The sequence below is a fragment of the Photobacterium satsumensis genome (assembly GCF_050336935.1).
In the GTDB taxonomy this organism is placed as follows: domain Bacteria; phylum Pseudomonadota; class Gammaproteobacteria; order Enterobacterales; family Vibrionaceae; genus Photobacterium; species Photobacterium satsumensis.
Genome location: NZ_JAKJSK010000006.1, coordinates 1577500 through 1603792, shown reverse-complemented (window position 1 = coordinate 1603792; position 26293 = coordinate 1577500). Strand labels below are relative to the sequence as shown.

Here is a 26293-nt window from a genome sequence, read left to right as displayed (position 1 = left end):
TTATTACTAGGTGAAAAAATAGACTTAGGCATTTTTGCGAATGAGCAAAATGAGTACAGAAGCGAGACCGCAAGCGGTGAGTACTATTCCTAGGTTTTGCGCCATACCGGCCAGACCGAGTCCGCTACCTATCATCAGGTAATACATCAATCCGAACACGGCGCCCGCACTTCCTGCCTGTTGCTTGTAATCCACTAGCGCAGCGCTCAATACATTGGGGATAGCAATGCCGAAGGCCATCACCACCAGCACCATTGGCATAACAAACCAAATGCTATCGAGCATTAGTGTGACGACGATACCGCCTACTAACAGCAGTGTTGCAGATAGCCACAATAGTGTTTTTTGCTGCCACTTTCGTGTAATGAGGTGCTTGTTCAAAAAGCTTCCCATCAGAGTGCCAAGCCCTAATACAATGCCGCTGTAGCCAAATTGTTGGGCATTATAACCAAGCTGTTCAAAGGTAAAGGCTCCAAGTTGGTAATAGGCAAACAAAGCAATATTGAATAACGCTACGAGTAACGCTGATTGCCAAATTTGCACATCCTTAAACATGCGAACAGCCAGGGCCTTCAGTTGCAATGGTTGCTTGCTGTGTTGGGTTTCAGGTAACTTGGCCAAGTTGTACACAAACAACAGGACGGCCATTACGGTCAATGCCATAAATACCGCGCGGTAACCGCCGGATTGCGATAGTTGCCCGCCGAGTAACATGCCGAGTACAGGACTAATCGAAATCCCCATCCCCATGATGCTAAACACTTTTCCCAGCTCTTCGCCGTTGTAGCTGTCTCTTAGCATGGTCTGGGTAACCACTGAACCGACAGCGATACCAAACGCACTTAATGCACGGGCCAGCATGATGACAGAAAAATTATCAGTTTGTATTGCCAATAAAGTCGCTAAACCGTAGGTCAACAGTCCCAATAACATGGTTGGTCTTCTGCCGATTTTATCTGCCATGACTCCCCAAACCACCACACCAATTGCAAACGCAGAGAAGTAGATTGATAGGGTTTGGGCGGCTTGTGCATAGCTGACCGAAAATGCTTGGGCAATAGAGCCTAAAGCCGGGCTGTAAATGGTTTCCACTATTTGGGGAAACATCAGCATGATAACCATTAGTGATAAAGAAGGTTTTGTTTTCATTTTGGCGTCTCCGATGTCTTAACGTGGGGACATTATAGGGAGGAGAGTGGTGCAACCATTAGCAACATAAATACAAAAAACATCAAAATAAGGACAAAGTATATATTTACTAATTGCCCGTTGTTCAATTGTTGTTTTTTAACGAGTGTGCAGCATGAAACGGTTTACATTTAACCGCGCATTTATCCAACTTACTGAATTTACATTTCGCAACAGATTGAGTGGTTTTTACGTATTTATTCTATTTTTTCCCCTTATATTGCCTAGGTTTATTCCAATACTTTAGGCTCTTTGAGATGAAAAATAAAACCTTTAAGCTTGCGACACTGAGTGCCGCTATCCTATTGGCTTCGGCTGGAAGCTATGCGAGTGACTCAGCATCGATTACCATCGCTGAGTGTAAAACCTTTGAACCGACTCCTTCGGTGATCGTAAAAGGCGAAAATAATGAATTAAAAAGCCAGACGATCACCATCGGAGCGACGGGTGATATGCATGGCCGTATTTTTGCCTATGACTACGCGTTAGATGGTGTGGACAGGAATGCAGGCTTTTCGAAAATTGCGACCCTGCTGCGAGATGAGCGTGCAAGCAATGATAACTTCTTGCTGATCGACTTGGGTGATACGGTTCAGGGTAACTCGGCTGAGCTGTTCAACAATGACCCAGTTCACCCTGTGGTTGAAACCATGAACATTCTTAATTATGACCTGTGGGTACCGGGGAACCACGAGTTTGATTTCGAGCGTGCTTTCCTAGAGCGTAGCCTTGAGAATTTCAACGGCTCTGTGATTTCTTCCAATGTCATTTGGGACAAGAACTCGGTTGACTGTAAAGCCAACGAAGAAGAAGTCCCATTCCTACGCGGCTATCAAATTTTCGATTACAACGGCGCCAAAGTGGCTGTTGTTGGTCTAACACCTTCTTATGTCAAAGTATGGAACGCCTCTAACCCAGAGAACTTCCGTAACCTCGACTTCAAAGATGAACTGGAAGCGGTGACGGACACAGTTAACGCTGTTATTGACCAATACCAACCTGATGTGGTGATTGGTGCCTTGCACCATGGCCGCAAAGAGCATGGTCGTGGTGTGCATGAAATTGCTTCTGAGCTAGCCGATAAGTTCGATGTGATTTTCATGGGACACGAACATGCTCGATTCATCGAGCAAGTTGAAAAAGGTGCAGATATTACTGCTGAAATGCCAGAGATCTCTGTCGATGGTAACAGCGAGCAGGAAGATAAGGCCAAGTCGGGCGTGTACAACGCTGAAAACCGCCATGAAAAAGTGAAGATCATTGAACCGGGTAACTGGGGCTGGGCACTGGCTAAAGCAGAGATCGAGCTAGAGAAAGATCAGCAAGGTAAGTGGCAGATTGTTGATACCACGCTATCCAACCGTAAGGTTGAAGAGGTCGCAGAAGACAAGAGTCTTCAGGAGCAGATGCAGAACATTCATGATGCTTCTGTTGAAGATGCCAATATTATGATTGGTAAGGTGAAAGGTAACTTCACCAACTCTAAAGGTGGTTTTGCAGACGAAGCGGTACTTGAAGAACAAGTGCTGAACAGCGAAGGCCTACGCCTGTATAGTTCAATCCATACTGGCAAATTGTCAGATATGCCTATCACAGATTTGATCAACCAGATCCAAATCATGAACATTGAGCAGAAAGGCTCTGACGTCGAAGGCAACAGCATCAAAGTTGATGTCTCTGCCGCAGCGCTGTTCTCGGACGGTTCGAACCTGTTCGACGGTCAGGAATACCGTAAGAAAGACAGTGCCAACCTATACATGTACGACAACCAACTGGTTGCTGTCAGCATTAAAGGTGAGCAGCTGAAAGAATACATGGAGTGGTCTTACGGTTACTTCAACACTTACCAAGAAAATGACATTACGGTGTCTTTTGACCCTGCGATCCCTGCTTATAACTACGATATCTTCGACGGTTCTATCCAATACACTGTTGATTTGAGCAATGCGGTGGGTGAGCGAATTGATATTGGTGAGATCCGTGGCGGTGAATTCAACCCAGAAGCTGATTATGTACTCGCTATTAATGATTACCGCCTAGGCACCTTGCTTGGCCAAGAGTGGATCACCAGCGAGCAGGTAATTTGGGATTCTTCGAATGAGCCAGTTTATGCCGTTCGTGACATGATCACCGAATACGTCGAGAACGAAGGTGTGCTGGATCGCAGCAAGTTTGAGAATGTGAACTGGTACATCAAGCAATACGGTCCAGCAAATGCTGCAGGTGAGGTTGCGGATAAAGGTGACATCCTGTCGCTGCGTGAAGGTGAGGGTGCCGAGTTATGGAACAAACTACAGAATATGGAAATCTGTGTGATGCGCTCAGGCCCATCAGCGCGTGACTCTATCAATGTATCTGTAAACCTAGCTGATGAAGGTACATGGTTCGCAAACCCGAACTATTCTTCAGACGCGACTCAGGAAGCACTTTACGAAGGCTGTGCGTATAGTAACCAGCCTAAGTAATCGACTAGCTGGATAAACATAGTAAAAGGCGCTTCGGCGCCTTTTTTGTTTTAATTCATGTGTTCTTTAGCCCCTCTCCATATTTTCTCCCATTTTATCCTGTAGGCTTATTAAGTGGCTTTAACTTGGATTTGCCAATGCGGATTTCTTTGTTTCGAAAACTCTTTATATGTTTATTTTTCAGCAGTGTATTAGTGGCCATTGGCATGGGGTTGTTGATTAACTCAAGCTTCAAAGATGGTTTTCAGCGGTTTATTAACCAAGAAGAGCTCCTGAAAGTTGAGCTCTTAGCCGAAAAACTTTCTGTTTATTATTCAGAACAGTACGGTTGGACACGGTTGGTTGAGTCGCCCCATATTTTTGCTTCTATGCTACAACAGCTGGGGGAAATTCCTCCCCCGAGAGGTAGAGGGCATACAGACCCAAATCAAGTGGCTGATAGCGCTAAACCTGCTCTGCCGTTGGATAAGCCTTCGTCTGTGTTTATCCCCTTGGGGATGCGAGTTAATCTTGTTTCACTTACCAATGAACCTTTATTGGGAGCGCCTGAAAACTTACGCTTGCTGCCCAATGACTTTCGGGTAGAGAAAGTGGCGGTGATCTACAAGGGGGAGAAGGTCGGCTGGATAACGGTGATCCAAAGCCTATCTCTGTCGAATGCACTGGCTGAAAGTTTTTTACGTTCGCAAACCCGCAATATTATTTTTATTTCGCTGGCGACATTGGTTGTTAGTTTAGCTTTTGCCAGTGGATTAGTGGGGTATCTACTAAAACCACTCAAGGCTCTGCATCGGGGAGCGGAATCAGTCCAACAGGGGGATCTGGATCATTACATCCATTTTCGGGGCAATGATGAGGTCACCGATGTGATCCATGCTTTCAATCACCTTGTCGCCAACCTCAAGCAACAAGAGCAGATGCGGGAGCAATGGCTATCGGATATCTCCCATGAGCTGCGTACCCCTTTGGCTGTGCTAAGGAGTGAACTGGAGGCGTTGATTGACGGTATTCGCAAGCCTGAACCTCGTTATATCGAATCTTTACACCATCAGGTTCTCAATCTGACTAAGTTAGTGGAAGAGTTGCGTGTGCTTTCATTGGTTGATATGGCGGGCAGTAGCGCTATCGTTCCAGAGCCCCTCGAGCTCAGTGAGTTGCTAATCCCTTGCTTGGCGCGTTTTGAAGCAAGGCTAAAAGAAAAACAGATTGTTCTGCACCAACCCAAAGTGGCATCTAAGCCTATGATGATAGAGGGAGAGCGAGAAAAAATAGAGCAGGTTGTCACTAACCTACTGGAGAACAGTTACCGCTATACCGATGCCGGTGGCAATATTTGTGTATCTCTGGAGTTGCTTGAGCATGAAGTAGCACTCGTTATTGAAGATAGTGCTCCCGGGGTAACGGATGAAGCGCTCCCTAGGCTGTTTGAACGGCTATATCGGGTGGATCAATCCCGTAGCCGGGAGCATGGTGGATCTGGATTAGGGCTGGCGATTTGCAAAAGTATTATTGATGCTCATCATGGGCAGATATATGCAGCCCACTCAGAGCGGGGCGGGGTTAAGATGGTCGTGACCTTTCCGAGGCAAGGATGAAGGTAGAGGAGTTCGCATAGTGATTTTGATTGTTGAAGATGAAGCGGCATTAGCCAACGTACTGGGGGAGTACCTGTCCCACAGTGGCTACGAGAGTCATATCATTGAAGACGGCGGCCGAGTGATTGACTGGATTAAACAGCATACCCCTGAGCTGGTGATCTTGGATTTAATGTTACCCAATCGCGATGGTTTGGATATCTACCGTGAATTGCGTACCTTCAGTGAAGTGCCTGTCATTATGGCGACGGCCAAAGTTGATGAAATAGACCGTTTGTTAGGGCTAGAACTGGGCGCGGATGACTATGTGTGCAAGCCTTACAGCCCCAGAGAGCTGGTGGTGAGGGTAAAGAATGTATTACGAAGAGTTCAGCCAACACAGTCACTCACATCGGTATCCGTACTGAAAATTGATGAAGCCCAAATGAAAGCTTGGGTACATGACAAAGCACTAAGTCTTACTCCCGCAGAATTTCACTTATTGGCGTTTTTCTTCCAGCATACCGGCCAAGTGTTCAGCCGCAATCAATTGATGGATAAGATTTATGATGATGACCGGGTGGTGACGGATCGTACGATTGACAGCCATATCAAAAACTTACGTAAGAAGATCTTAGCGATAGACAGCGAGAGCGACTGGATCAAGTCGGTCTACGGGGTCGGTTACCGGTTTGAAATTGATGCAATCTCCTAGATTGCTCCATATTTCGCACACAATTACAGCGCATAGTTACCCCATCAACACATTAAAGCTTGATTGGGGTAACCATGAATAAGACTGAGTTTAAAAACGCTTTTTTCCGCATTTCGAAATTAACTGCTGCCATTGCAATCACTGGAATGACTGCTTTCTCTACAGTCGCAGCGACTAGCCAGTCCCCGCAATACAGCTACAGTATTGTCGATACCAACCAGTCATTTTGTACCGATGCACAGAGTGTATTAGATGAATGCCCTACCGAAGAAGGAAAAACTGGATTCGGTCAGGATGCCCAGTACCAGGGCAACGCTCCAAGTTATACCCGTAATAATGACGGTACAGTAACAGATAACAATACCGGCCTTATGTGGGCGCAAACCACGGATACCAACGGCGATGGAAAAATAACCGCAGCAGATAAGATGACTTATGATGAAGCCCTCGCCTATGCCTCAAACTTGGAATTGGCAGGCCACAGTGATTGGCGTGTGCCAACCATCAAAGAGCTGTATTCATTGATGATGTTCGATGGTGAGGATCCCAGCGGTTTAAATGGTGCTGGTACTTACTCTATCCGTCCATTCATTGATCACGAGTACTTCGGTTTCGAGTCTGGCGATCTAAGCGCTGGCGAGCGATTAATTGATTCCCAATATGTGAGTAGCACTAAATATGTGTCAACTACGATGAATGAAGATGAGACCGTATTTGGGGTGAATTTCATCGATGGTCGTATAAAAGGCTATGGTATGGAGTCTCCACATGGTGGGGAGAAAACCTTCTATGTCATGGTTGTTCGCGGTAACACCGATTATGGCATTAATGATTTTTCAGATAACAACAATGGGACGGTGATAGATAAAGCTACAGGACTGACTTGGCAGCAGGCTGACAGCGGTTCTGGTATGGATTGGCCAACTGCACTTGAGTACTGTGAAAACCTTGAACTAGCGGGTAACAGCGATTGGAGGTTGCCAAATATCAAAGAGCTACAGTCGATTGTTGATTACAGCAAGTCACCTGATACCAGTAACAGTGCTGCTGTTGACAGTTTGTTCGAGGTGACGCCATTTGTTAATGAGGGCGGCAAGCAGGACTATCCAAACTATTGGAGTAGCACGACTCACCTTAACCTAAAAAATGGGGAGCATGCTGCCTATATGGCTTTCGGGCGTTCACTGGGTTATATGAATGGTGAATGGATTGATGTGCATGGTGCAGGTGCTCAGCGCAGTGATCCGAAAGTTTACAAGGGGGTTGATTACCCTGAAGGGCACGGGCCGCAAGGCGATGCTATTCGCTATAGTAATAGCGTTCGATGTGTCACTGACAGCAATACAGTATTTGAAGTGCAGCCAGAGTCAACAGAGCGCGCAACCAAACAATACACGCTTGATAGCTCTGATACGTCAATGGATGCACATAAGCCTGGTAGTCAACAAGAAATGGGTAAAACAAAGCGCAGTAATGAGGGTGATCGCCAAGGCCACGATCCATTTACTCAAATGGATATAAACAACGACGGTAAACTTTCCCGTGATGAAGCACGTGGACCTTTAAAGCGTGATTTTGACCGTCTAGACACGAATAATGATGGCTATCTTACACGCGATGAACTGCCTAAAAGACCGGGTAAATAAATAACAAACGATGATTGCACAAAGCCTTGGTGAGCGCACCAAGGCTTTTTTTGTACCGAAACAAGACGAAGATCAATGTTGATCCCTTCTCATGGCTTGAATTTCATATTAAAAGTGTTATTGTAATACAATATTATTGATTGCTAAATGTCGAAGCGTACTTTTCCTCAGAGCTTCGGCATAGCCATTAACTAACTCAAAGAGAACATTGATATGTCTAATAAAGTTGCTTTTATCTCTGGTGCTACAGGCGGTATCGGTTTCCAAGTTGCTAAGCGTCTTGGTCAAGATGGTTACACTGTGATCCTGAACGGTATCGAAGACACCAAGGGTGCAAGCTGTGTTGCTGAGCTAACCGGTGAAGGCATCGAAGCGGAATACCGTGGCTTTGACGTTACTGATGAGAATGCTGTAACTGAAAACATCAATGCTATCGGTGAAAAATACGGTAAGATCGATGTTGTAGTAAATAATGCTGGTGGCCTAGGCGGCCGTAGCCCAATCGAAGGCATGGAAACTGACTTCTTCCGTAAGGTGATGGCACTTAACCTAGACAGCGCATTCTTTGTTTCTCGTGCGGCAATCCCGTTCCTGAAGAAGTCTGACAACGCGTCAATCATCAACTTCACATCTAACGCTGCTTGGAACGCAGGTGGCCCAGGTGCAGGTATCTACGGTACATCTAAAGCTGCAGTTCACACGCTAACTCGTGCTCTTGCAAAAGAACTAGCACCAGCAAACATCCGTGTTAACGCGGTATCTCCTGGTACTATCGACACGCCGTTCCACGCGCAAATCAAAGAAACTAAGCCTGAAGTATTTGCTTCTTGGGCTAACAGCATCATGCTTGGCCGCCTAGGCCAGCCAGAAGAAGTGGCTTCTGCTATTTCTTTCCTAGTAAGTAAAGATGCGTCATTCATCACAGCTGAAACTCTTCAGATCGGTGGTGGTCAGGCTCTGGGTATCTAATACCTTTGCCATATAAAGTGAAATATTAGCTTTATATCTTAGATAGTTGAACACGGCAGATATTTATATCTGCCGTTTTTTTTGTGCTCGTCGTTTTATTTTTCTTTGTATTGTTTTCCCTTCTTATTACTGCGTTCCCAATTCTAACGACATGATGTTTATCCTGTGGACGATGTATTGTTGTTGCTATAAACATGCACTTTGAAACGAGTGTAAAGAGGTGCTGTTATTAATTCATTTGCTTACACGGTATTACAAGTGAGGAGCTTATTGTTTTCTATACTCTTGTAAAAGCCGCAATAACGGTGGTTAATTGCTCTTGGTGGTCAAGAATGGAGCGAGGAGTTTCATTTTGTAAGTACCCAATTATCTAACTTATTCTGAGGCCTTCAGACTGAATCGTGCTTATATTGTGTGACATTCATCACTATTTTTAGGTTGTGACTATTTTACGTATCTAAGTATTTTGAGATCAGTATCACGCTTAGCAAACGTTTGCTTGCTCGTTTAGTAACCGTGTTTGTGTTGTGTGATTGTTGACGGTTAACGTTCATGCAGCATGCAAAGGTTTACAATTAACGACTCATTTATCAAAGTTACTGAATTTACATTCAGAAACAGTCTTAGTGGTTTTCGAGTTTTTATTCTATTTTTGGGGCGTATATTTGCTCGCGTTTCCATTTTTTATTTTTATTATTTTATTGATTGCCTAATTATGACTAAGAGTACAATTAAAGTAGCAGCGCTGAGTGCAGCGATTGTTACCGCCCTAGCAGGGTGTAATAGCAGTAGCAGTGATGATAAGACACAGCCATCGCGTCCTTCAATCGCTGAATGTAAAACCTATGAGCCAACCCAGCCAGTAATTGTTAAAGGTGACAACGAAAACCTTAACTTCCAAACCATCACAATTGGCGCTACGGGTGATATGCACGGCCGTATTTTTGCATACGACTACGCATTGGATGATGTCGATGTGAATGCGGGCTTTACCAAGATTGCTACGTTGCTGAATGAAGAGCGCGCTAATAACGATAACTTCTTGATGATTGACCTAGGTGATACGGTACAGGGTAACTCAGCAGAGCTATTCAACGACCTACCCGTTCACCCTGTGGTTGAGACCATGAACTTCATGGATTACGACGTATGGGTGCCGGGTAACCACGAGTTTGATTTTGAGCGTGCCTTCCTTGAGCGCAGCCTTGAAGGTTTCAATGGTTCGGTGATCTCTGCCAACATCATTTGGGATAAGAACTCTGCTGACTGTAAAACCAATGGTCAAGAAGTGCCTTTCCTTCGCGGCTACCAGATCTTTGATTACAACGGTGCCAAAGTCGCTGTTATTGGTTTGACGCCTTCTTATGTGAAAATCTGGAACGCATCAAACCCAGAGAACTTCCGTAACCTGGATTTCAAAGAAGAGTTTGAATCACTGGAAAACACAGTTGACCAAGTGATTGCACAGTACCAACCAGATGTTGTTATCGGTGCGCTTCACCATGGTCGTAGCGAATCACATGCACGTGGCGTAAACGAAATCGCTTCTAAGATGGCAGATAAGTTCGATGTGATCTTCATGGGTCACGAACATGCTCGTTTCATCGAGCAAATCGACTTGGGTGCGCCATTTGAAAATGGTATGGACGACATCACGGTTTCAGGTGATAAAGCCAACCAAGTAGAAGACAAGGCTAAATCGGGTGTTTACAACTCGCGTAACCGTGACTCGAAAGTGAAAGTTATCGAGCCGGGTAACTGGGGTTGGGCACTAGCCAAAGCTGAAATTGATCTGTTCAAAGACCAAGATGGTAACTGGAAGATCTACGATACCACGCTATCTAACCGCACGGTTGCTGATGTTGAAGAAGATGCCGCACTTCAGAATGAAATGCAGCATATCCATAATGAGTCTGTAGCGGACGCCAACGAAATCATCGGTGAGATCGTCGGTAATTTCACCAATACACCGAATGCAAATGAAGAGAAACAGGGCTACGCTGACGAAGCTGTATTTGAAGGCCAGGTGCTGAACAGCGAAGGTTTACGTCTGTACTCGACTATCCATAGTGCTAAAGTGGCTGATATGCCTCTTACTGAGCTTATCAACCAAATTCAGATCATTAATGTCGAAGACAAAGGCTCAGACTCTGAAGGTAATAGGATCACTGTTGACGTTTCAGCAGCAGCTTTGTTCTCTGATGGTTCAAACCTGTTTGATGGTGAAACATACCGCAAGAAAGACAGTGCAAACCTGTACATGTACGATAACCAGTTGGTTGCGGTAAACATAACGGGTGAACATTTGAAAGAGTACATGGAGTGGTCATATAGCTACTTCAACCAGTACCAAGATGGTGATATCACTGTATCGTTTAACGAAGATGTTGCTTCATTTAACTATGATATCTTCAGTGGCGAAATTGAGTATGTTGTTGACCTAGCAGAAGTAGTTGGTGAGCGTATCAAGAATATCAAGATTCGTGGTGCAGATCTGGATCCGAAGGCAAACTATGTTCTTGCAATCAACGACTACCGTTTCGGTTCTCCAATGAAGGAAAAAGGTTGGGTTTCTGACGAGAGTGTTATTTGGGAATCTTCGGCTGAACAGGTTTATGCTATTCGCGACATGCTGACGGAATATGTTGCTGATAACACGCGTCTGGATCGCGACAACTTCGAGACTTCTAACTGGTATATTGAGCAGTATGGCCGTCCTTCAGATGCCAATGGTAACATTGCCCAGCAAGACAAAGGTGCAATCTTGCTAGCGCGTGAAGATGGTGCTGAAGGCGAAGCCCTATGGAAGCGTCTACAGAAGAAAGAAATCTGTGTGATGCGCTCTGGTCCTGGTGCGCGTGATGCTATCAATGTGTCGGTTAACGCTGAAAATGATGACACTTGGTTTGAAAATCTGAATGCAAGCAACCCATATGAAGGCTGTACTTACGGTAACCAGCTGTAATTGAGATTATTTAAATAAAATAAAGAAGGCGCTTCGGCGCCTTCTTGTTTTGGAAAATGAAATGTTAAAACGATTATTATTTCCTTTTGTGGTCTTTCTTATATCGACGGCCATATTGTGGTATTCACCATCGGTGAGTGAATCATTTCGGCCGAAAGCGTACAGCAACCAGGAGTTTGTCCGTGCGAATGTGATCGACGTTTTAGCTGAGAGTACTCAGTCAGATCCTTTAGTGCCTTCAGTTAAGACAGGACGTCAACGCTTATTGGTAGAATTACGTGAAGGGGATGACATAGGCAAGCAAGTCGAAGTCGAGAACCAACTGAGCCGATTGCATAATGTGTATGTTACCGCAGGTGATAATTTCATTTTGCTGATCCGAGAGCAAGGCGGCCGAACTATTTATTGGCCTTATAACCATGACCGCTCCTCGGCGGTGTACTGGATGGTTGGGATCATCGTGTTGCTGACGGTACTCTTTGCTGGTTTGCAGGGGGTGAATTCGGTGATTTCTTTGTATTTCACTGGTGCGCTGCTAATTGGCGTACTGGTTCCAGCCCTGTTTGCCGGTTGGAACCCGATCCTCGTGACTATTGGCCTGATGGCGGTGAAGATTGTGGTCAACTTCCTGCTAGTGGCGGGTTGGAATAAGAAGTCGCTGGTTTCTATGCTGGGGACATTGGCCGGGGTCGTCATGGCTGGCCTGATGGCGCAGTTTTTTGGTGAAATGGCGCAGCTTAATGGCCTATATCTTGAGAAAGGGGAAGATATCCTCTATCTCGGTGGTGAGGCTCAGGTGCAGGTACGCTGGCTATTGTTTGTCGCAATCATGATCTCGGCGCTTGGTGCGGTAATGGATGTGGCGATCTCGATGGCGTCGTCATACCATGAACTTCGTGAGATATCGCCGGAGCAATCGGAAAAAGACCGTCTGTGGGCGACGATCCGTATCGGCCGAGATATTCTCGGTACCATGACCAATACGCTGGTATTGGCGTTTGCGGGTAGCGCACTTACCACGATAATGATGGTATGGGGGTTCCAGATGCCGTTGATGCAGTTTATGAACATTCCAGCACTGTCGCTGGCCATGATCCACGGGTTGGCGGGAAGCATTGGCTTGATTATGACAGTACCGTTAACCGTGCTGATTGCTAGTGCTGTCTACCAGAGAAATGCTGCATTACCAGTATCAACACGAATTACCGAATCAGCAACCTCTTCAGCAGCTGAACCAGTTAAAGAGTAGTTACCGACACTCTGAGGTATTAGTGAAAAAGCCACGATGCGTCTTTAATGCAACGTGGCTTTTTTTATTGGTACTAGTTTGTTGGTTCTAGGTTTGCGATCTAGACCATAAAGCCCAAGTTCATATTGCCGAGACCGAAGTTAGTGGATGTGGTAGGGAAAACGGTTTGAACCCCTGTATCACTGACCCCAAACCAATTGGCGAGGGTTGCCGCCATTTGCTCGTGGGCAAGAGTGGGTATCAGCCTTCCTTTACCATTGTCATCTGTACTGCCGACACTAAAGTCCGGGTAGGCACCGTAGCAATCTCCCAATACGCCCCCACCAATAACTAGCTGGTTACTGCCCCAACCGTGATCGGTGCCATCGTTGGCATTGTTGTGCATGGTGCGACCAAAGTCCGACATGGTAAAGCTAGTGACATTGGGTTGCAGTGACCCCAGTGCCAGCGTGAACTCAGTTAAAGCGGTATCGAGTTGGCTATACAGCGACTGGTGGCGCGGAACCTGGTTCTTGTGGGTGTCATAGCCCCCCTGGTTGACGATAAAGACCTGCCGCCCGACACTGCCTGAAGCCACAGAGGCATCAATGATCCGTTTAACTGCTGATAGCTGTGCGCCAAGCGAGCTGTTTCGGCTAATGGCCGGATCAAGTTCGGTGGAATCAATCAATGAGCGGAAGTTGTTATAAGGAGCCAAAAAGTCCCCGTGCTGCTTCAGGTACTGTTGGTGGAATGGTGAGAGATAGACCTCATCAACCATCTCGTTATATTCGCTCTCCAGTGTCCCCGAGGCGCTAAAAGCATTAACCGCTGCGACAGAGCCTTGGGTATTGGTACGCAGGTCGCTGACATTCATACCGCTTAACCAGCTATTGCCCCCCAGTGATACCAGTTCAGGAATCGCGCCACCCTGGGCGAGAAGATCCATCAACAAGCCCCCCCAACCATACGAGGCATAAGCACTGGAGTGCCAAGTACTCTCCCAGGCATATTGTTGTTTAGAATGATTGAACAAGCCGGTAGGGTAAGGGGCTCCTGAGCCGGCAGGGCCGACAAGGGTGCCAATGTTAATGAGCCCTGCGGCTAAACCATCTTGAAACAATGACTGGATCCCCGGCATATTGGGGTGCAGGCCGATGGGGACACCGTTATCATCGGATTTCCCCGTCATAAGCAGACTGGCTTTATCGATAGCAATATTTGGTCGGCGTGCTGCATATTTGCTGTATAAGTCGTCATCGCCGGCCATGACCATATTGAACGAGTCATTGCCTCCCCTTAGGAAGACGCACACTAACGCTTTGTAATCTTCAGCGGCATAGGCTTTGTTTGAAACCGAGAAGGCCATTGGAAGTGCCGTTGCGCCTGTCATCAGGGCGCTGTGTTGTAAAAATCGACGTCGCGATAATTTCATCATCATTACTCCTGAATCTGGAATTCGGGTGACATGGCAGCCATCCAGAACACTTTGTACATGTTGTCATGGTTGGTCTTCGGCATAGCGTCATAGACATCGCTTAATCGCAGTTCAAGTTGTGGACTGAGCGAACCATCAAACAGGGTGTTTGCCAGCAGGTCGAGGAAGTTATCTTTGTCATCCGTTGTCCAAAGCCCGGTAAAGGCGGAGTAATCGAGGATCAATCGGTTGTCGGCTAACCCTGCGACGTCGCCGGTTAGCGTATTATCGTCTTTTAGTTTGCGGAAAATGAGGTTAGACATGTTGGGTATTTCTGCTGAGGTGTAAAGCGCAAACTCAGGGCCAATCAAGCCGTTATCCTCCAGCGGGCCACTAGGAGTATAAGTGGCTGGGAAGAAGTTAAAGACTGATGGTGCGGCTAATGCCCCCTGCGAGAAGCGGTGGCCTTCCGGTGAGTATTGTGCATCGTAGCCATAGCCAAGGGTTGTATCACGGTGGTGTGGGTAATTGTCACCCATTTGGCTGTTGAATGCCCGGTAAAGGGCCGTCATGGTGACAATTGGCTCTCGCGCCTTTGACACGGTTATTGGGTTTGACTCGTACGGCTGGGGGTCGGTCAATATTGCGGTGATCACAGCGGCAAGGTCGCCTTGGGTGTTGTTGAAAGTACGGGCAACACGCTCAACATAATGTTTGTCAGGGTTCGAGGTGACGAGTTGTTTTATCAGGTGGGTACTGACAAAAACGGCGGTTTCGCGTTTAGCCACGAGGATATCAAGCAGTCTTTCTAACTCTTCCTCGGCGGTTTCGTTACCTGGAAAGTTGCGGCCAAGAATACGCTTTGGATTGGTATCATGATTACTTGTAGTGACGACCATCGGACTGAGTAAACCATTGTCTTCATCCCAACCGGTGAACAATCTCGCTAGCTCCTGAACATCTTCTTCTGTATAGGCAGGGATTGGCTGGCTGGTTTCTTGGTCTTTTCTAATCGCTCCTTTGTAATTCACTTTCCACTCACCCAATGAGAATAATTGCAGTAATTCACGGGCATAGTTTTCGTCGGGGTATTGGTTGTTTTCTGGATCAGGCGGCAGGTTTCCGGCCATGGTCAAAAAACGGCCCATGGCTGGGGAGTAGGTTACATCGCGGATCAAATCCTTGTAATTGCCAAAGGCGTGCTGGACTAATATATCGTAATAGATCGCCAACCCTTTCGCCCTGTCATCACCGGATAGTCCTGCATCGTTTTGCGATACCACGACCATTTGGCTCAGTGCGAAAGCAACGCGTTGGCGTAATTGATCGTCACTATTGAGCGCGATGCCCCACCAAGCATTGCTGCGGTAGTTTCTGTGCTCTTGGCTGCTACCATTGAGATCTGCCCTGATCGACTGGATCCGAAGGTACTCATCTAAATGATAAGAGGGGGCAATAGCAATTTGTGCCTCAACCCATTGTTCGGCTGTTAAGCCAATGGCAGCACTGATATCGGTTTGTGTTGGGCCAAACGTGCCGCGCTCCAGCAAGCGTGAAGCATTATGAAAGTCGAGTGGCTGCGGAATGTCAATACGCTCAAAGCTGAGGCTGTAATCTGCGGAAGCTGCCCACAGATTATTCTCAGTTTTTGATTTTATCGGTAGTATGGAGCCATCTTCTTGCAATTGACCTACAAGCACTTCATTACTAGCATTATTGACACATTGGCCAATGCGGTAAGGCCATTGTGCTCTGCGATTGTGGCTGCGCTTTGAAACTTGGCATTCAAAAGTTTCTGTCGGGGTGTTATTTTTTAATACAGTAACTTCGACAGTATATGGAAAATAGGTGTAATTAATGGCTTTTTGAACGCTACCATTATCTATCAAATCAACAGCGTATGCATTAAATGCAATAATTTGAAAGAGTACTACTACGATAGCCTTTTTCAAAAAACAGAGGTTTTTGAAAAACATCGAGTTTACTCCAAAGTTAATTGACTGATTATTGGGTTTGTTTGATTTAAATTAATACTACTGAGTAAGTCTATGGTTTCTAATAATTCCTTTTATTACATCTCCTGTTTTTTGTGTTTGAATTAGCTCTATGAATGGTAGCAAACAAATACAGGCTGTATATAAGCTCGGGCATATTAATCACATTTGATTTATATTTGTGATGAGTTTTGTGAGGTTAAGCCAAAGTCGTTTTGAAATAGTAATTAATTTTTTTTATTTATTTGAAGAGCAGTAAAGCTATACTAGCGTACTGATATTTTTTTGACGGATTGTTGAAAGTTTGGCAGTTAAATATGAAATCAGCATTGTGTTAATTATCAGCACCGTGACTCTGTCTTGCTATTTCAAAATGTGTGAATGGGTCGGTTGGTGTTTAAGGTGCTTCATTCGATAAAGCGCTTTGTCAGCGCTGTTGATAGCATCACGTAAATTACGGCGGTCACTATTGGGCGTGATTCCATAACTGTATGAAATCTTTAAGGCAGCAAAAGCTGCTTCGATATCAGACAGAAAAGAATTGGCCCGGTGGGGCTGGAGGATTGCGATGAACTCATCACCACCGAAACGAATGATCATTTCGTTTGGTTGGGTGTATTGCTTGAGCCCTTGGCTAAACAGTTTAAGCACACTATCACCAAATTTATGGCCGTATTTATCATTGAGCAGTTTAAACTTATCAAGATCAAAAAAGATCAAATCAAATTGCTTGAGAGGGATACTCCCCAGCGCTTTTCTATTAAAAACGCCCGTCAGTTCATCAATACTCTGATTACACTCGTATTTGGCGATGATGTGTTTTATGGCGAGGGCTAGGAAGCCAATACCAATCAGAATACATCCATCATCAAGAAAGAGAGCTATAGGAGAAGGAAGCGAATCGATTGCTTTTTCCAATGGGGTAATTTGCTCGATCATGTGATAGATATTTTCTATACCGATAAACATCATTCCGACAAGTGCTTTTTTTTCTTTTTTGAAAACAGGATAAGCACACACCGAGATGGAAACGATGGAAAGTAAGATCAAGTACTCGATTGCAAATTCAGCTTTGGAATAGAAAAACGACTCATCAATTTTCACGATGAGAATGAGGAGTACCATTCCTGTGCAAATAACTGTCGATACGGCCTTAACCATTGAATACCACCTTTTTTTCATATAGTTAATATGCACCTTTGTTCATTTATACTCCATGAGCATTGGTTTTGCTTGATGGGTGTCAAAAAAATGACAATTAGTAAATGATTGGAGTGAGTTGATTTATCAAGGCGTTAAAAGGATCACTGTATGTCATCACTTTAGGGTATGTTGTCCGAAAAAGAAGTCAATGAAAGTCCTGACTTTCAATGGCTGTGATTTTCCTTTATACAGCAGGTGGATAGGTTTTGATTCTGGGCGGTATTCCGCAAGACATTCTTGGAGTGAACCTTGTTCAATCTCGTTTTCTAGCAATAAGGCCGGTTGCAAAATAATCCCTGCATGGTGGAGGGCTGCGGTTTTGAGGACATCACCGCTGTTGCTGCTTAGCCTTGATTGCTGACGGCTGAAATAGTGCGACTCTTGCTCACGATGCTGAGGCTGAATATCTCCGTAGTCAAACCCTAAGCAATGATGGTTGCTTAGTTCCTTGATATGTCGGGGAGTGCCGAAGCGCTCAAAGTAAAACGGTGAGGCACAAAACAGCAGTTGGTAATTGCCGACATGCCTGGCGATAAGGCTGGAATCTTCCAACTCACCAATACGAAAAACCAAATCAAAATGGTCGTGGAGAGGGTCGATACGGTTGTTATCGAGAATAAGCTCTACGTTGATATGAGGATGCTGCTGGAGAAACTGAGCAACAAGCGGAGCCACAACGTTATTGCCATAGGTGACTGGGGCATTGACCCTGATCGTTCCCATCGGCGTGTTGATTAGAGTTTGCAGGTTCTCCTCGGCTTCCTTGATGTCATCAAGGATCCGTTGGCATTCGCGAAAATAGATCTCGCCTGCTTCAGTGAGTGATTGCCGGCGGGTGGTGCGGTTGAGAAGTCGAGTACCTAGACCTTGCTCTAACGCTTTGATGTGTTTGCCTACCATGGTTGATGTGACGTTGAAGTGAGCCGCCGCTTTCGCCAAGCTTCCTCGCTCTACGACATCGACAAACACCTGCATGCTTTTCAGTTTATCCATATTACAAACTATAAGTTGATAAATAGCGGAATGGATCGTTATTTATCAATCTATAGATGTCAATTAAATTGGCAATATATTGTGTTGTTACGAGTGAATAAGATGTTTGAGCAAGGGCTATTTATCACGGCTGAACTCCGTGTAAGGGATGAGGTTTCACTGGATGAGGCAAAAGCGGCAGTAGCGCAGTTTTGCCAAGGAATGAACAGTGAACAAGGCTGCTCTATGGCAGTAGCCATGCAAGATAATAGCGATCTACGAAGGTTCATCTTCTGGGAGCGGTATGATGATCAGGCGGCCTTTGACGCACACTTTAATGCAAAGCATACCCAAGATTTTATTGCTTTAGGCTATACCCAGTTAGAGCAAGCATTTGAAACCCACTTGATGGAAATGGGAGCAAACCAATGAGCCAGGCAAAGAATGAAGTAAAGCAGTGGGGCATCCTAGGGACCAGCTTTATCTCAGGTGTGATGGCTGAAGCCATTCGCCAAGAAGGTCAAAGTTGCATTTATGCGGTAGCAGGGCGCAGCCCGGAGCCTCGTGAGGCGTTGGCAGCCCAGTATGATATTCCAATGCAATATGATAGCTATGATGCGCTGATTGCCGATCCCAAAGTCGATATTATCTATATCGCATTGCCTAACCATCTTCATCATGAGTACGTGATCAAAGCTGCGCAAGCAGGCAAGGCAATACTGTGCGAGAAATCTCTGTCGGTAGATATGGAAAAAACCGAGGCGGCGCTAGCAGCGGTTGACCAGCATGGGGTCTTTTTTGCCGAAGGGCTAATGTATCTGAACCACCCGTTTACAGCCAAGATACTCGATGTGATCAAGGCGGGTAAAATTGGTGAGTTGCGATCGCTCCAAGGGCAATATACTGCAGCAATCTCTCAGTTTGTGAACCCCGACAGCAAAGGGGCATTATACAATCTCGGGTGCTATCCTGTGTCTTTGCTGCACCTTATTATGCAACAGTGCAGCAGCAAGGAGTGTGCTGAAAGTTACACCCTTTCTGCAATGGGGCGTCGAGGCCATGACGGTAATATCTGTGAGACTCAAGCTAACTTCCGGTTTGCCAATGGCGTGATGGCACAACTTCATACCGCCGAAGATTATGGCCTGCATGCGGAGTTTACTGTGTTGGGATCTACCGGCAGCTTGCAGGTAATGACCAATCCTTGGCTACCCGACACGCAAAACAAACTTATCATCACCCAATACGAGCAACAGCCTGAAGTGGTTGAAGTGACCGCTGATGGTGATGGCTTCTTGTATCAGGTTAGGGCGGTATTAAGTGCATTGGAAAGCCGTGATGCAGAGTTGAACCGACCTGCAGCAAGACCGGAAGATTCAAGGCAGATCATGAAATTGTTAACTGACTGGGAAAACGCAGTAACAGCGTAAGGTTTATATCGCCCAGACTGAGTAGGTTGATTGCTCTGGCGGCCCTTTCCCTGGTATGCTATATGGTCTGGGCATACAATTTCATACATTGTATGTGTGCATTTCGACAGATATTTCACAGATGTAATTGTACGCTGTTTAGAATTTTTCATTCGTCTATCAGTGTGGTTCTCTGTGCGTTCCTCTACCAATCAATTCGATTACTTTCGTCGACTTCCCCAATTAGCCAATACGGTGTACCCCAATAGCAAAGGGTTCAGAAAGATAAAGAAAAATGCACGCTTTTGCCTTTGGGGGGTTGTGAATGCTGATGCTGTAAAGGCGATGTCGGAAGTCTTTGCCCATCCTGAGCTGAAGCCTGTTCTACAGATGAATCCTAAAATATTCGAGAAGCCTCTTAAGCCCTATCTTTGTGTGAACTGGTCACGCAAGGAGAAAATTGCACGACTGCGTGAGCATTATCTTTTTATCAAAAACACGTTTGGCACACACACGCAATCTGTTCTGTCACTAAATGGCGTTACTATCTTGGAATTTACCGATAACCAAGATGTTGCCTACAAGGTACAACTCTGCCAAGGGATGAGTCGGGAAGGATCACTCGGCCTGTACTTGGTTGACGAAAACAACCGAAATATCTATTCGCTCACTTGCCACATTGCAACAGGTGAGAGAAAGACGCTGTATATTGGTGCTCTGCAGGGGCCTAGGGAAGACATTGAAGATCGCAACCAAGTCATCAAAACTCTGACGCGTTCGCTGCACGGTTTGCGTACCAAAGCGTTGATGGCTGAGTTGGTGTTGATTGTCGCGGGTACGCTAGGCATGGAAGAAGTACGTGGTGTCTCGAACAAAGGTCATGTGTATCAGGCACTGCGCTATCTTGGCTCGAAGCGAAAAGCGGTAACCTTTGACTACGACGACTTATGGCAAGAGTATGGAGCGACAAAAGAGGATGCATACTTTTATCAGTTACCATTGCAGCCACCCCGCAAAGATCCATCAGATCTCAAGAAAACCAAGCGACGTTTGTATACCAAGCGTTATCAGTGGTTGGAAGAGATTTCCTCAGAAGTAGAAGCGAATATTCAGTCACTGATGAAAACAGCTAGCCAGCCGTAAAATCACCGAATAATCAGCTTTTTACTCAAAAATTAACGCCCATCCTCGTTATGTCGGTATGTTGTCATAATCGGTGGGTACTATAGGCCCCAGTTTTTACCTTTAGTAGAATTGAGGTGGGGAAGCATGGAAGTCATTCTTGCAACAACGAATGAAGACATCGGTGAACTTGCGCAGATTATGCAGCAACTTCGGCCAAAATACACGCTGGAGAAACTGGTTGAGTTGATGAACCAGCAGCGTAAATCCGGTTACCAACTCGTTTATGTTTGTGACGGGGAGGCTATTTTGTGTGTTGCTGGATTTGTGACAGGCCATAAACTGGGCTGGGGGAGTTACCTGTATATTGATGACTTAGTGACCGACGAATCTCAGCGTTCAACCGGAGCCGGTAAGTATTTGATTGAGTGGTTTAAAGACTACGCCCACATCAACCAGATAGAGCAGATCCATCTTGATTCCGGTGTACACCGCTATGGCGCGCATAAATTCTATTTAAAAGAAGACTTTGTTATTGCTAGCCATCATTTTGTTTGCCAGTGCTGACTGTTTGTAGGGGCTTGCGGAAAGTTGTCGACTGTGCCTTTTGTTAGGGGCAATTTGGCACAGTCGATATCAAGTTGTTGCATCAGTGGCAGTAACTTGGCTCGGGAGTCTCTTCCATAAGAGATGCATGCATGATCTCTTCTATTAGCAACAAAGAGGCTGATTTTTGATCCTCTTGGCATTTAAAATCAATCGATAGCACTTCTAATAAATCCTTCAGCAAAAAGCTCATGTGCGAAGCGCTTTTGCTGTCAGTCACGTAGGGTTCAAGATCGAGGATGAGCCTTTCCACATCGTTCGAGATTGAACCCGCTGCATCGTTTTTCCATTGTGCTCCCTTCACTTTGAGAACACCATAAATTGAATCATATGTATTCATTGCTTCTGCGCCCTTGGTAAAGCTGCTAATAATAGAAATAACTAACTTTGTTGAGCTCACCCAAGTGGTTTCAAGCTGCTTGGGCATATCTTGAGGTGTGTCTGTTTTTTTTGACTTTATACCTCAGAGAATTCTATTCCTTACTGGCTGTATGGATTTTAATCTGCACCAACGAGAAAAACTAGTGGGCACTCCCTTAATTTGCTAGTGGTATAACAATTCTTATTTAAGATTTCACTCCATGACTAATGGATGTCGAAATAATTGCAAAAGGTTTGACATCAAACCTTAAGAAAAGATACTCTACCGCAAAATACGTTGTGTGGGTTTGAAAAGCGAGAGGCGGGAAGATGGATGAAAAAGCAAAACAGCAACTTGGGCAACTTATGGTTGAGCAAAATAAGCTGCTGGCCATATTGTCTACCAACCTGAGTGCGCTAGATGCATATCCTGAACTGCAACGACATATGATTGAGAAGAATAGCAATGCAATTGCCTACCGCCGTGCCTTGCGTAACAAACAATTATCCAAAGAAAAATTTCGTGATGCGATTTTGGCGCGAATTGATGAAATTAGCTACGATATGTGTTTGCAGATGGACTTGGACTTTCTTATCAACCGTGTAGCTAATAAGGTTGGTGATGATATTGAGGCGATTAAGGGATTATCCCTCAAGGACTTTGGTGCGGATACGCTGTCAAAGCTATTACATATGCTAGGCAATGAAGTGTATGGCCACCAGGAGGCTAAAGTGTCTTATCCTTGGATGAGTATGAAAGGCCAAGCCAACCCGAAGTTTTGGAAAAAAGCCAACAAGGCGTTTGATTTGATGGAAGAGGGCTACTCGACTCATTGGAAGCTCAACTCGGTTTTCAAAGACCGCTATGGCATTGCTGTGCCTCAGTCATTTCCCCGTTTCGTCCGTGCTTATGGCGATCCCAGAGATATCCCCGAATGGCGGGAGTGGGCTGAGTACAAAGAAGCGTGATTACTCATTAGCCATTGTAGAACAATGAAATAGGCAGCCAATGGCTGCCTATTTGTTTATATAAGAGGCTAGGAGTGGCGGTTTAAAAGTTAAAGCTTACGCCCACAGAGAATACGTTATCCACTGATTTCTTGCCCAAGCCTTTGATTTCGGCATCGCCTTTGTAGGTGTACATGGCGTATGGGTGGATGCTATCAAAGCCGATGAACTTCGCTTTAAGTTCAACTTCACTTTGATTACCTTCCAGTTTCGCATGCTCAGTTTTCTTATCACTGACTCCATGAGCATCGAATTTAGAGTCGCCACGTTTATAGATATAGTTGGCGGACAGATCCATGGTGTCAGCAACCACATAGCCCAGAGTTAGGTCCATACGGTGGATGTTGTTTGACTCTTTGATACCTGCTTTACGTTTGTTTCCGTCGCCATCTGTACCGTTTAAGTTAAGTTTGCGCTCGGCCATCTCGTAGCGGTATCGAGCGGCAGTATACAAGCCATTATCGAACTGGTAGCCCGTTTTTAGGCCAAATTTTGCGGTGTTGCTGATTCGCTGGCTAGCATTTACCTTGTCGCCATCAATAGTGAATTGGCCATCTGATCGGCTTCGAGAACCAGAAGGAACCGTCAGTTCAAATTGTGGCTGGATATACCAAGCATCAGTGACATCAAAGTTGTAGTCGATTCGCATGTTGGTTTCTTTATGGCGCTTTAGGTTATTCTCGGTCACGAATTCGATACCGCCACTGAAACCTAAGCCAATGTCATGGTAGACAGAGAATTTGCTCTCGTCATCATTGCCGTGCTGAATGTTGTATTGGGTATCAGCCATTACAGTGGCAGAGAAAAGAGAAGAAACAACTGCGGCTAAAACTAATTTTTTCATTATTAAAACCTATTTTGTATATAGAAATACAATCCATCGTCAGGTTTTGTTGTCCATTAACATCCTGATTAATCGGTTAATACCGTGCTAATCAGCGAGGACAGAATAGGGAAAAAAATGTTTTGAAAGTAATTGAATGGTGTTTGAAATGGTTGGAATAGTCAGAGATAGGATAAATAAAGAGGTTTTGGCTCCGGTTCTTTTGCGTTAAATTGAATCAGGCGCTATTTTTAAGCGCCTTTCTTTGGTCGCAAGGTCAACACGCCCTAGTGTCATCAATAGATTATTTCAACATACTGCCATGTACTTCTCGACCTTTTGCCGTCAGGGCATAAACGCGCCCGTCGCTCTTTTTTACCAACCCGCTGTTCACCAAATGGCGTAGGTGGAAATTGAACTTGGTATGATCTTCAATACCGACCAAGCGGCACAGATCCATAAACTTCAATTGTTGGTGCAGGCTAAGTTGTTGCATGACCGCACGGCGAATAGGATTAGCTAAGGCTGAGAATACCTGATCATTGGTGCGCTCTTCGATAGGCGATTTTGGCGAGCGTTGGGCATGGACTCGTTTGAGGGTCACCGATAAAGCGGCAAGGTTGAATGGCTTGGTCAAAAACTCATCGGCGCCTTTTTTCATCGCATCCACCGCCACATCGATCGTGGCGAATGCGGTGGTGATGATGATGCCGATATGCGGTTGCTGGCGGCGAATAGTCGTCATGGCTTCGATACCGGTTAAACCGCTCATTACCACATCAAATAAGGCTAAATCGAATTGATGTTCGCTGGCAAGTTCTAATGCACGCTCTGCACTTTCGCAGGCGCTGACATCAAAACCTTCGAGAGTTAATGCCTCTACTAACACTTCACGCAAATCATTGTCATCTTCGGCCAGTAGCAGGGATAAGTTCAAAATTGCTCCTTAGGTAGTTCTATTTCAACACACAAGCCATTATCGGTATTTTTAAATGATAATTGACCTTGGTGCTGGCTGGTGATCTGTTTGCAAATTGAAAGCCCCAAACCGGTGCCTTTCCCGGCCGGTTTGGTGGTATAAAACGGTTTTGTTGCCGCCGCTAGGATATCGTCGCTCATCCCTGGGCCATTATCTGTTACCCGAATCAAGATATGCTCGCCCATCGGGTTGGCACTGATGGTAATAGCCCCCTTAACGCCACAGGCATCGATGGCGTTGTTTAACAAATTGATAAACAGCTCTTGGACTTGGGTATGGTCGCCCTCAAGGCTAAGTTTTTCGGGCACACTCATTGTTATTGAAAAGTGAGCCAGTCGGTGCGACATCATATCCAATGTGTCTTTGACCAGTTCTGCAAGGTCGATGTTCGTGTAGTTAGGGGTACGCTGATGGGCATAATTGAGTACTTCGTGGCTGATATTGGCGGCTTTTTCCATCCCGTTTCGGATCCGGTTAAGTTGGCGGTGAGCATTGTCATTATCACTGGGAAGCTGCCGCTCTAGAAGATCGCAACTGACAATGGCGCTGCTGAGTGGGGTCTTTATCTCATGGGCAATGGCTGAGGTGAGTTCGCCCAACTCTTTGAATTTATCATGTTGTAGCGATTGTTGCAGTGTGGCTTTAATTTGGCGGAGGCGCTCTAAATCGAACACCATTAATGCTCGCCAGAGGGTAATAGAGATAGCAACCGCACACAATGTGCGTACAACAGGGACCCAAATTCCATAAGATGTTAATAACAAGCCAGCTGCTATACCATAAGCGACGACGGAAAAACCAGTGCGTTGAAACCATATCCCAGAATCAGGCTGATTATTATTAAGTTGTTGACCATAAATAAATAAACAATAGCCAGACAGTAAACTGGCACCAAATCCAAATATCCATCTTATTTGGTTGGCACTATTAAATAGGAAATCATTGCTGGGTAGAGAGTAATAGTTGTTAATTAAAAATAGAGAATATATAAAAATAGTACCAACAATGATACTTTTTACATATTGCCTATGTTTCCATTGAACAACCTCTAACATTTTCCAAGCAAAAGCACCTAAAGCAAGGAAGGATACCCAAAGCTTGGTAACTTTAAATATTTCTATTGGAATGACTTTACTCAGCGTTTTTTCGTGGAGTATGAGGTAAAGCTCGGACCATTCGTGCAAGCCATGGATGAAACCAAACACGGCTAAGGTAGGGAGGGCCGTCGCTATCTGTAGACGGCTGAACTTTAAGTTTCTGAATGTTATTGAAAATCCGATGGCAAAGAAAGCCAAGCCATATATGAGGTAGATGATAAATACAGATAAATTCTCCATTCGTTAATCTTAAGCGAGATGAGGATTTCAATCAATGATGTACCTATCAGATGGTATACCCAGTTACAAAAATGTGGGTTACAAAGAAAGCTGTGAATTTTTCTTCACAGAATATTCTGGCAATGATAATTCTTTTTTGTTTTTGGCTTGATAAAAGTAAAAGTAATAAAAATGAAATATTAAAAATCTAATCTCCACCCCACAAGTTTGATGACCATAATCCTTAAAAAGTTGTGCCAGTAGGACTTTGAATGAACACCTTAGTTTTTATAAAGCCAATTTCTTAAAAAGATGTTGCAAACAAAACTTGTGA

General features: G+C 45.2%; 21 protein-coding genes. 12 read left to right on the top strand and 9 right to left on the bottom strand.

The features are described 5' to 3' along the window. Window positions 1-24: 24 nt before the first annotated feature. Complete coding sequence (locus L4D79_RS07390) at window positions 25-1149, bottom strand: multidrug effflux MFS transporter (protein ID WP_428649401.1); 1125 nt, start codon at window positions 1147-1149, stop codon at window positions 25-27. Between the two features lie 296 nt (window positions 1150-1445). Between L4D79_RS07390 and L4D79_RS07385 the strand changes: the two genes are divergently transcribed. The 7 genes from L4D79_RS07385 to L4D79_RS07355 all read left to right on the top strand — a co-directional run bounded on the left by L4D79_RS07385 (window position 1446) and on the right by L4D79_RS07355 (window position 12771). Continuing rightward, a complete protein-coding gene (locus L4D79_RS07385) occupies window positions 1446-3653 on the top strand; it encodes a bifunctional metallophosphatase/5'-nucleotidase (RefSeq protein WP_428649399.1) in 2208 nt (735 codons plus the stop codon). Between the two features lie 137 nt (window positions 3654-3790). Next, window positions 3791-5248, top strand: coding sequence for an ATP-binding protein (locus L4D79_RS07380; RefSeq protein WP_489685938.1), 1458 nt, complete (start codon window positions 3791-3793; stop codon window positions 5246-5248). Window positions 5249-5267: 19 nt separating this feature from the next. After that, window positions 5268-5942: a response regulator gene (locus tag L4D79_RS07375; protein ID WP_428649393.1), complete on the top strand. Its 675-nt coding sequence runs from the start codon at window positions 5268-5270 to the stop codon at window positions 5940-5942. A gap of 74 nt (window positions 5943-6016) precedes the next feature. Next, window positions 6017-7588, top strand: a complete 1572-nt coding sequence (locus tag L4D79_RS07370; protein WP_428649390.1) for an Lcl C-terminal domain-containing protein — start codon at window positions 6017-6019, stop codon at window positions 7586-7588. A 213-nt stretch (window positions 7589-7801) separates the two neighbouring features. After that, entirely contained in the window at window positions 7802-8557 is a 756-nt protein-coding gene (locus L4D79_RS07365) for an SDR family NAD(P)-dependent oxidoreductase (RefSeq protein ID WP_428649387.1), read from the top strand. 715 nt (window positions 8558-9272) lie between these two features. Then, a complete protein-coding gene (locus tag L4D79_RS07360; RefSeq protein WP_428649384.1) occupies window positions 9273-11522 on the top strand; it encodes a bifunctional metallophosphatase/5'-nucleotidase in 2250 nt (749 codons plus the stop codon). Window positions 11523-11583: 61 nt separating this feature from the next. Then, window positions 11584-12771, top strand: a complete 1188-nt coding sequence (locus L4D79_RS07355) for a YibE/F family protein (protein WP_428649382.1) — start codon at window positions 11584-11586, stop codon at window positions 12769-12771. A gap of 100 nt (window positions 12772-12871) precedes the next feature. Here L4D79_RS07355 and L4D79_RS07350 read toward each other — a convergent pair whose 3' ends face one another. From L4D79_RS07350 to L4D79_RS07335, 4 genes are all read right to left on the bottom strand, one after another. Continuing rightward, window positions 12872-14188: a DUF1501 domain-containing protein gene (locus L4D79_RS07350; protein WP_428649380.1), complete on the bottom strand. Its 1317-nt coding sequence runs from the start codon at window positions 14186-14188 to the stop codon at window positions 12872-12874. A 2-nt stretch (window positions 14189-14190) separates the two neighbouring features. Beyond that, window positions 14191-16143 (bottom strand): DUF1800 family protein, encoded by a 1953-nt coding sequence (locus tag L4D79_RS07345; RefSeq protein WP_428649377.1) that lies wholly within the window; start codon window positions 16141-16143, stop codon window positions 14191-14193. A gap of 381 nt (window positions 16144-16524) precedes the next feature. After that, entirely contained in the window at window positions 16525-17322 is a 798-nt protein-coding gene (locus tag L4D79_RS07340; protein ID WP_428649374.1) for a GGDEF domain-containing protein, read from the bottom strand. A gap of 156 nt (window positions 17323-17478) precedes the next feature. Continuing rightward, window positions 17479-18357 (bottom strand): LysR family transcriptional regulator, encoded by an 879-nt coding sequence (locus tag L4D79_RS07335; protein ID WP_428649372.1) that lies wholly within the window; start codon window positions 18355-18357, stop codon window positions 17479-17481. Window positions 18358-18459: 102 nt separating this feature from the next. Between L4D79_RS07335 and L4D79_RS07330 the strand changes: the two genes are divergently transcribed. The 4 genes from L4D79_RS07330 (at window position 18460) to L4D79_RS07315 (ending at window position 21434) form a co-directional block, all read left to right on the top strand. After that, window positions 18460-18768 carry a putative quinol monooxygenase gene (locus L4D79_RS07330; protein ID WP_428651738.1) on the top strand — a complete coding sequence of 103 codons (309 nt, stop codon included), beginning with the start codon at window positions 18460-18462 and terminating at the stop codon, window positions 18766-18768. Beyond that, the gene (locus L4D79_RS07325) at window positions 18765-19766 is read left to right on the top strand and encodes a Gfo/Idh/MocA family protein (RefSeq protein WP_428649369.1); all 1002 of its coding nucleotides are present in this window, start codon (window positions 18765-18767) and stop codon (window positions 19764-19766) included. Before L4D79_RS07330 ends, L4D79_RS07325 begins: the two co-directional genes overlap by 4 nt. Before the next feature lie 162 nt (window positions 19767-19928). Beyond that, window positions 19929-20888, top strand: coding sequence for a VirK/YbjX family protein (locus L4D79_RS07320; RefSeq protein ID WP_428649366.1), 960 nt, complete (start codon window positions 19929-19931; stop codon window positions 20886-20888). Window positions 20889-21014: 126 nt separating this feature from the next. Beyond that, complete coding sequence (locus L4D79_RS07315; RefSeq protein ID WP_428649364.1) at window positions 21015-21434, top strand: GNAT family N-acetyltransferase; 420 nt, start codon at window positions 21015-21017, stop codon at window positions 21432-21434. A gap of 82 nt (window positions 21435-21516) precedes the next feature. Here the strand turns inward: L4D79_RS07315 and L4D79_RS07310 are convergent, their stop codons facing one another. Continuing rightward, the gene (locus L4D79_RS07310) at window positions 21517-21900 is read right to left on the bottom strand and encodes a hypothetical protein (RefSeq protein WP_428649361.1); all 384 of its coding nucleotides are present in this window, start codon (window positions 21898-21900) and stop codon (window positions 21517-21519) included. A 263-nt stretch (window positions 21901-22163) separates the two neighbouring features. On the opposite strand from L4D79_RS07310, the gene L4D79_RS07305 reads away from it, so the two are divergent. Beyond that, window positions 22164-22802, top strand: coding sequence for a hypothetical protein (locus tag L4D79_RS07305; protein WP_428649359.1), 639 nt, complete (start codon window positions 22164-22166; stop codon window positions 22800-22802). Window positions 22803-22884: 82 nt separating this feature from the next. On the opposite strand, the gene L4D79_RS07300 is transcribed toward L4D79_RS07305, so the two are convergent. The 3 genes from L4D79_RS07300 to L4D79_RS07290 form a co-directional block, all read right to left on the bottom strand. Then, on the bottom strand, window positions 22885-23685 hold the full coding sequence (locus L4D79_RS07300) for an oligogalacturonate-specific porin KdgM family protein (RefSeq protein ID WP_428649356.1): 801 nt from the start codon (window positions 23683-23685) through the stop codon (window positions 22885-22887). Window positions 23686-23968: 283 nt separating this feature from the next. Next, window positions 23969-24601 carry a winged helix-turn-helix domain-containing protein gene (locus L4D79_RS07295; RefSeq protein WP_428649353.1) on the bottom strand — a complete coding sequence of 211 codons (633 nt, stop codon included), beginning with the start codon at window positions 24599-24601 and terminating at the stop codon, window positions 23969-23971. Next, window positions 24598-25980 (bottom strand): sensor histidine kinase, encoded by a 1383-nt coding sequence (locus L4D79_RS07290; RefSeq protein ID WP_428649350.1) that lies wholly within the window; start codon window positions 25978-25980, stop codon window positions 24598-24600. The genes L4D79_RS07295 and L4D79_RS07290 overlap by 4 nt, the downstream gene beginning before the upstream one ends. Window positions 25981-26293: the final 313 nt, after the last annotated feature.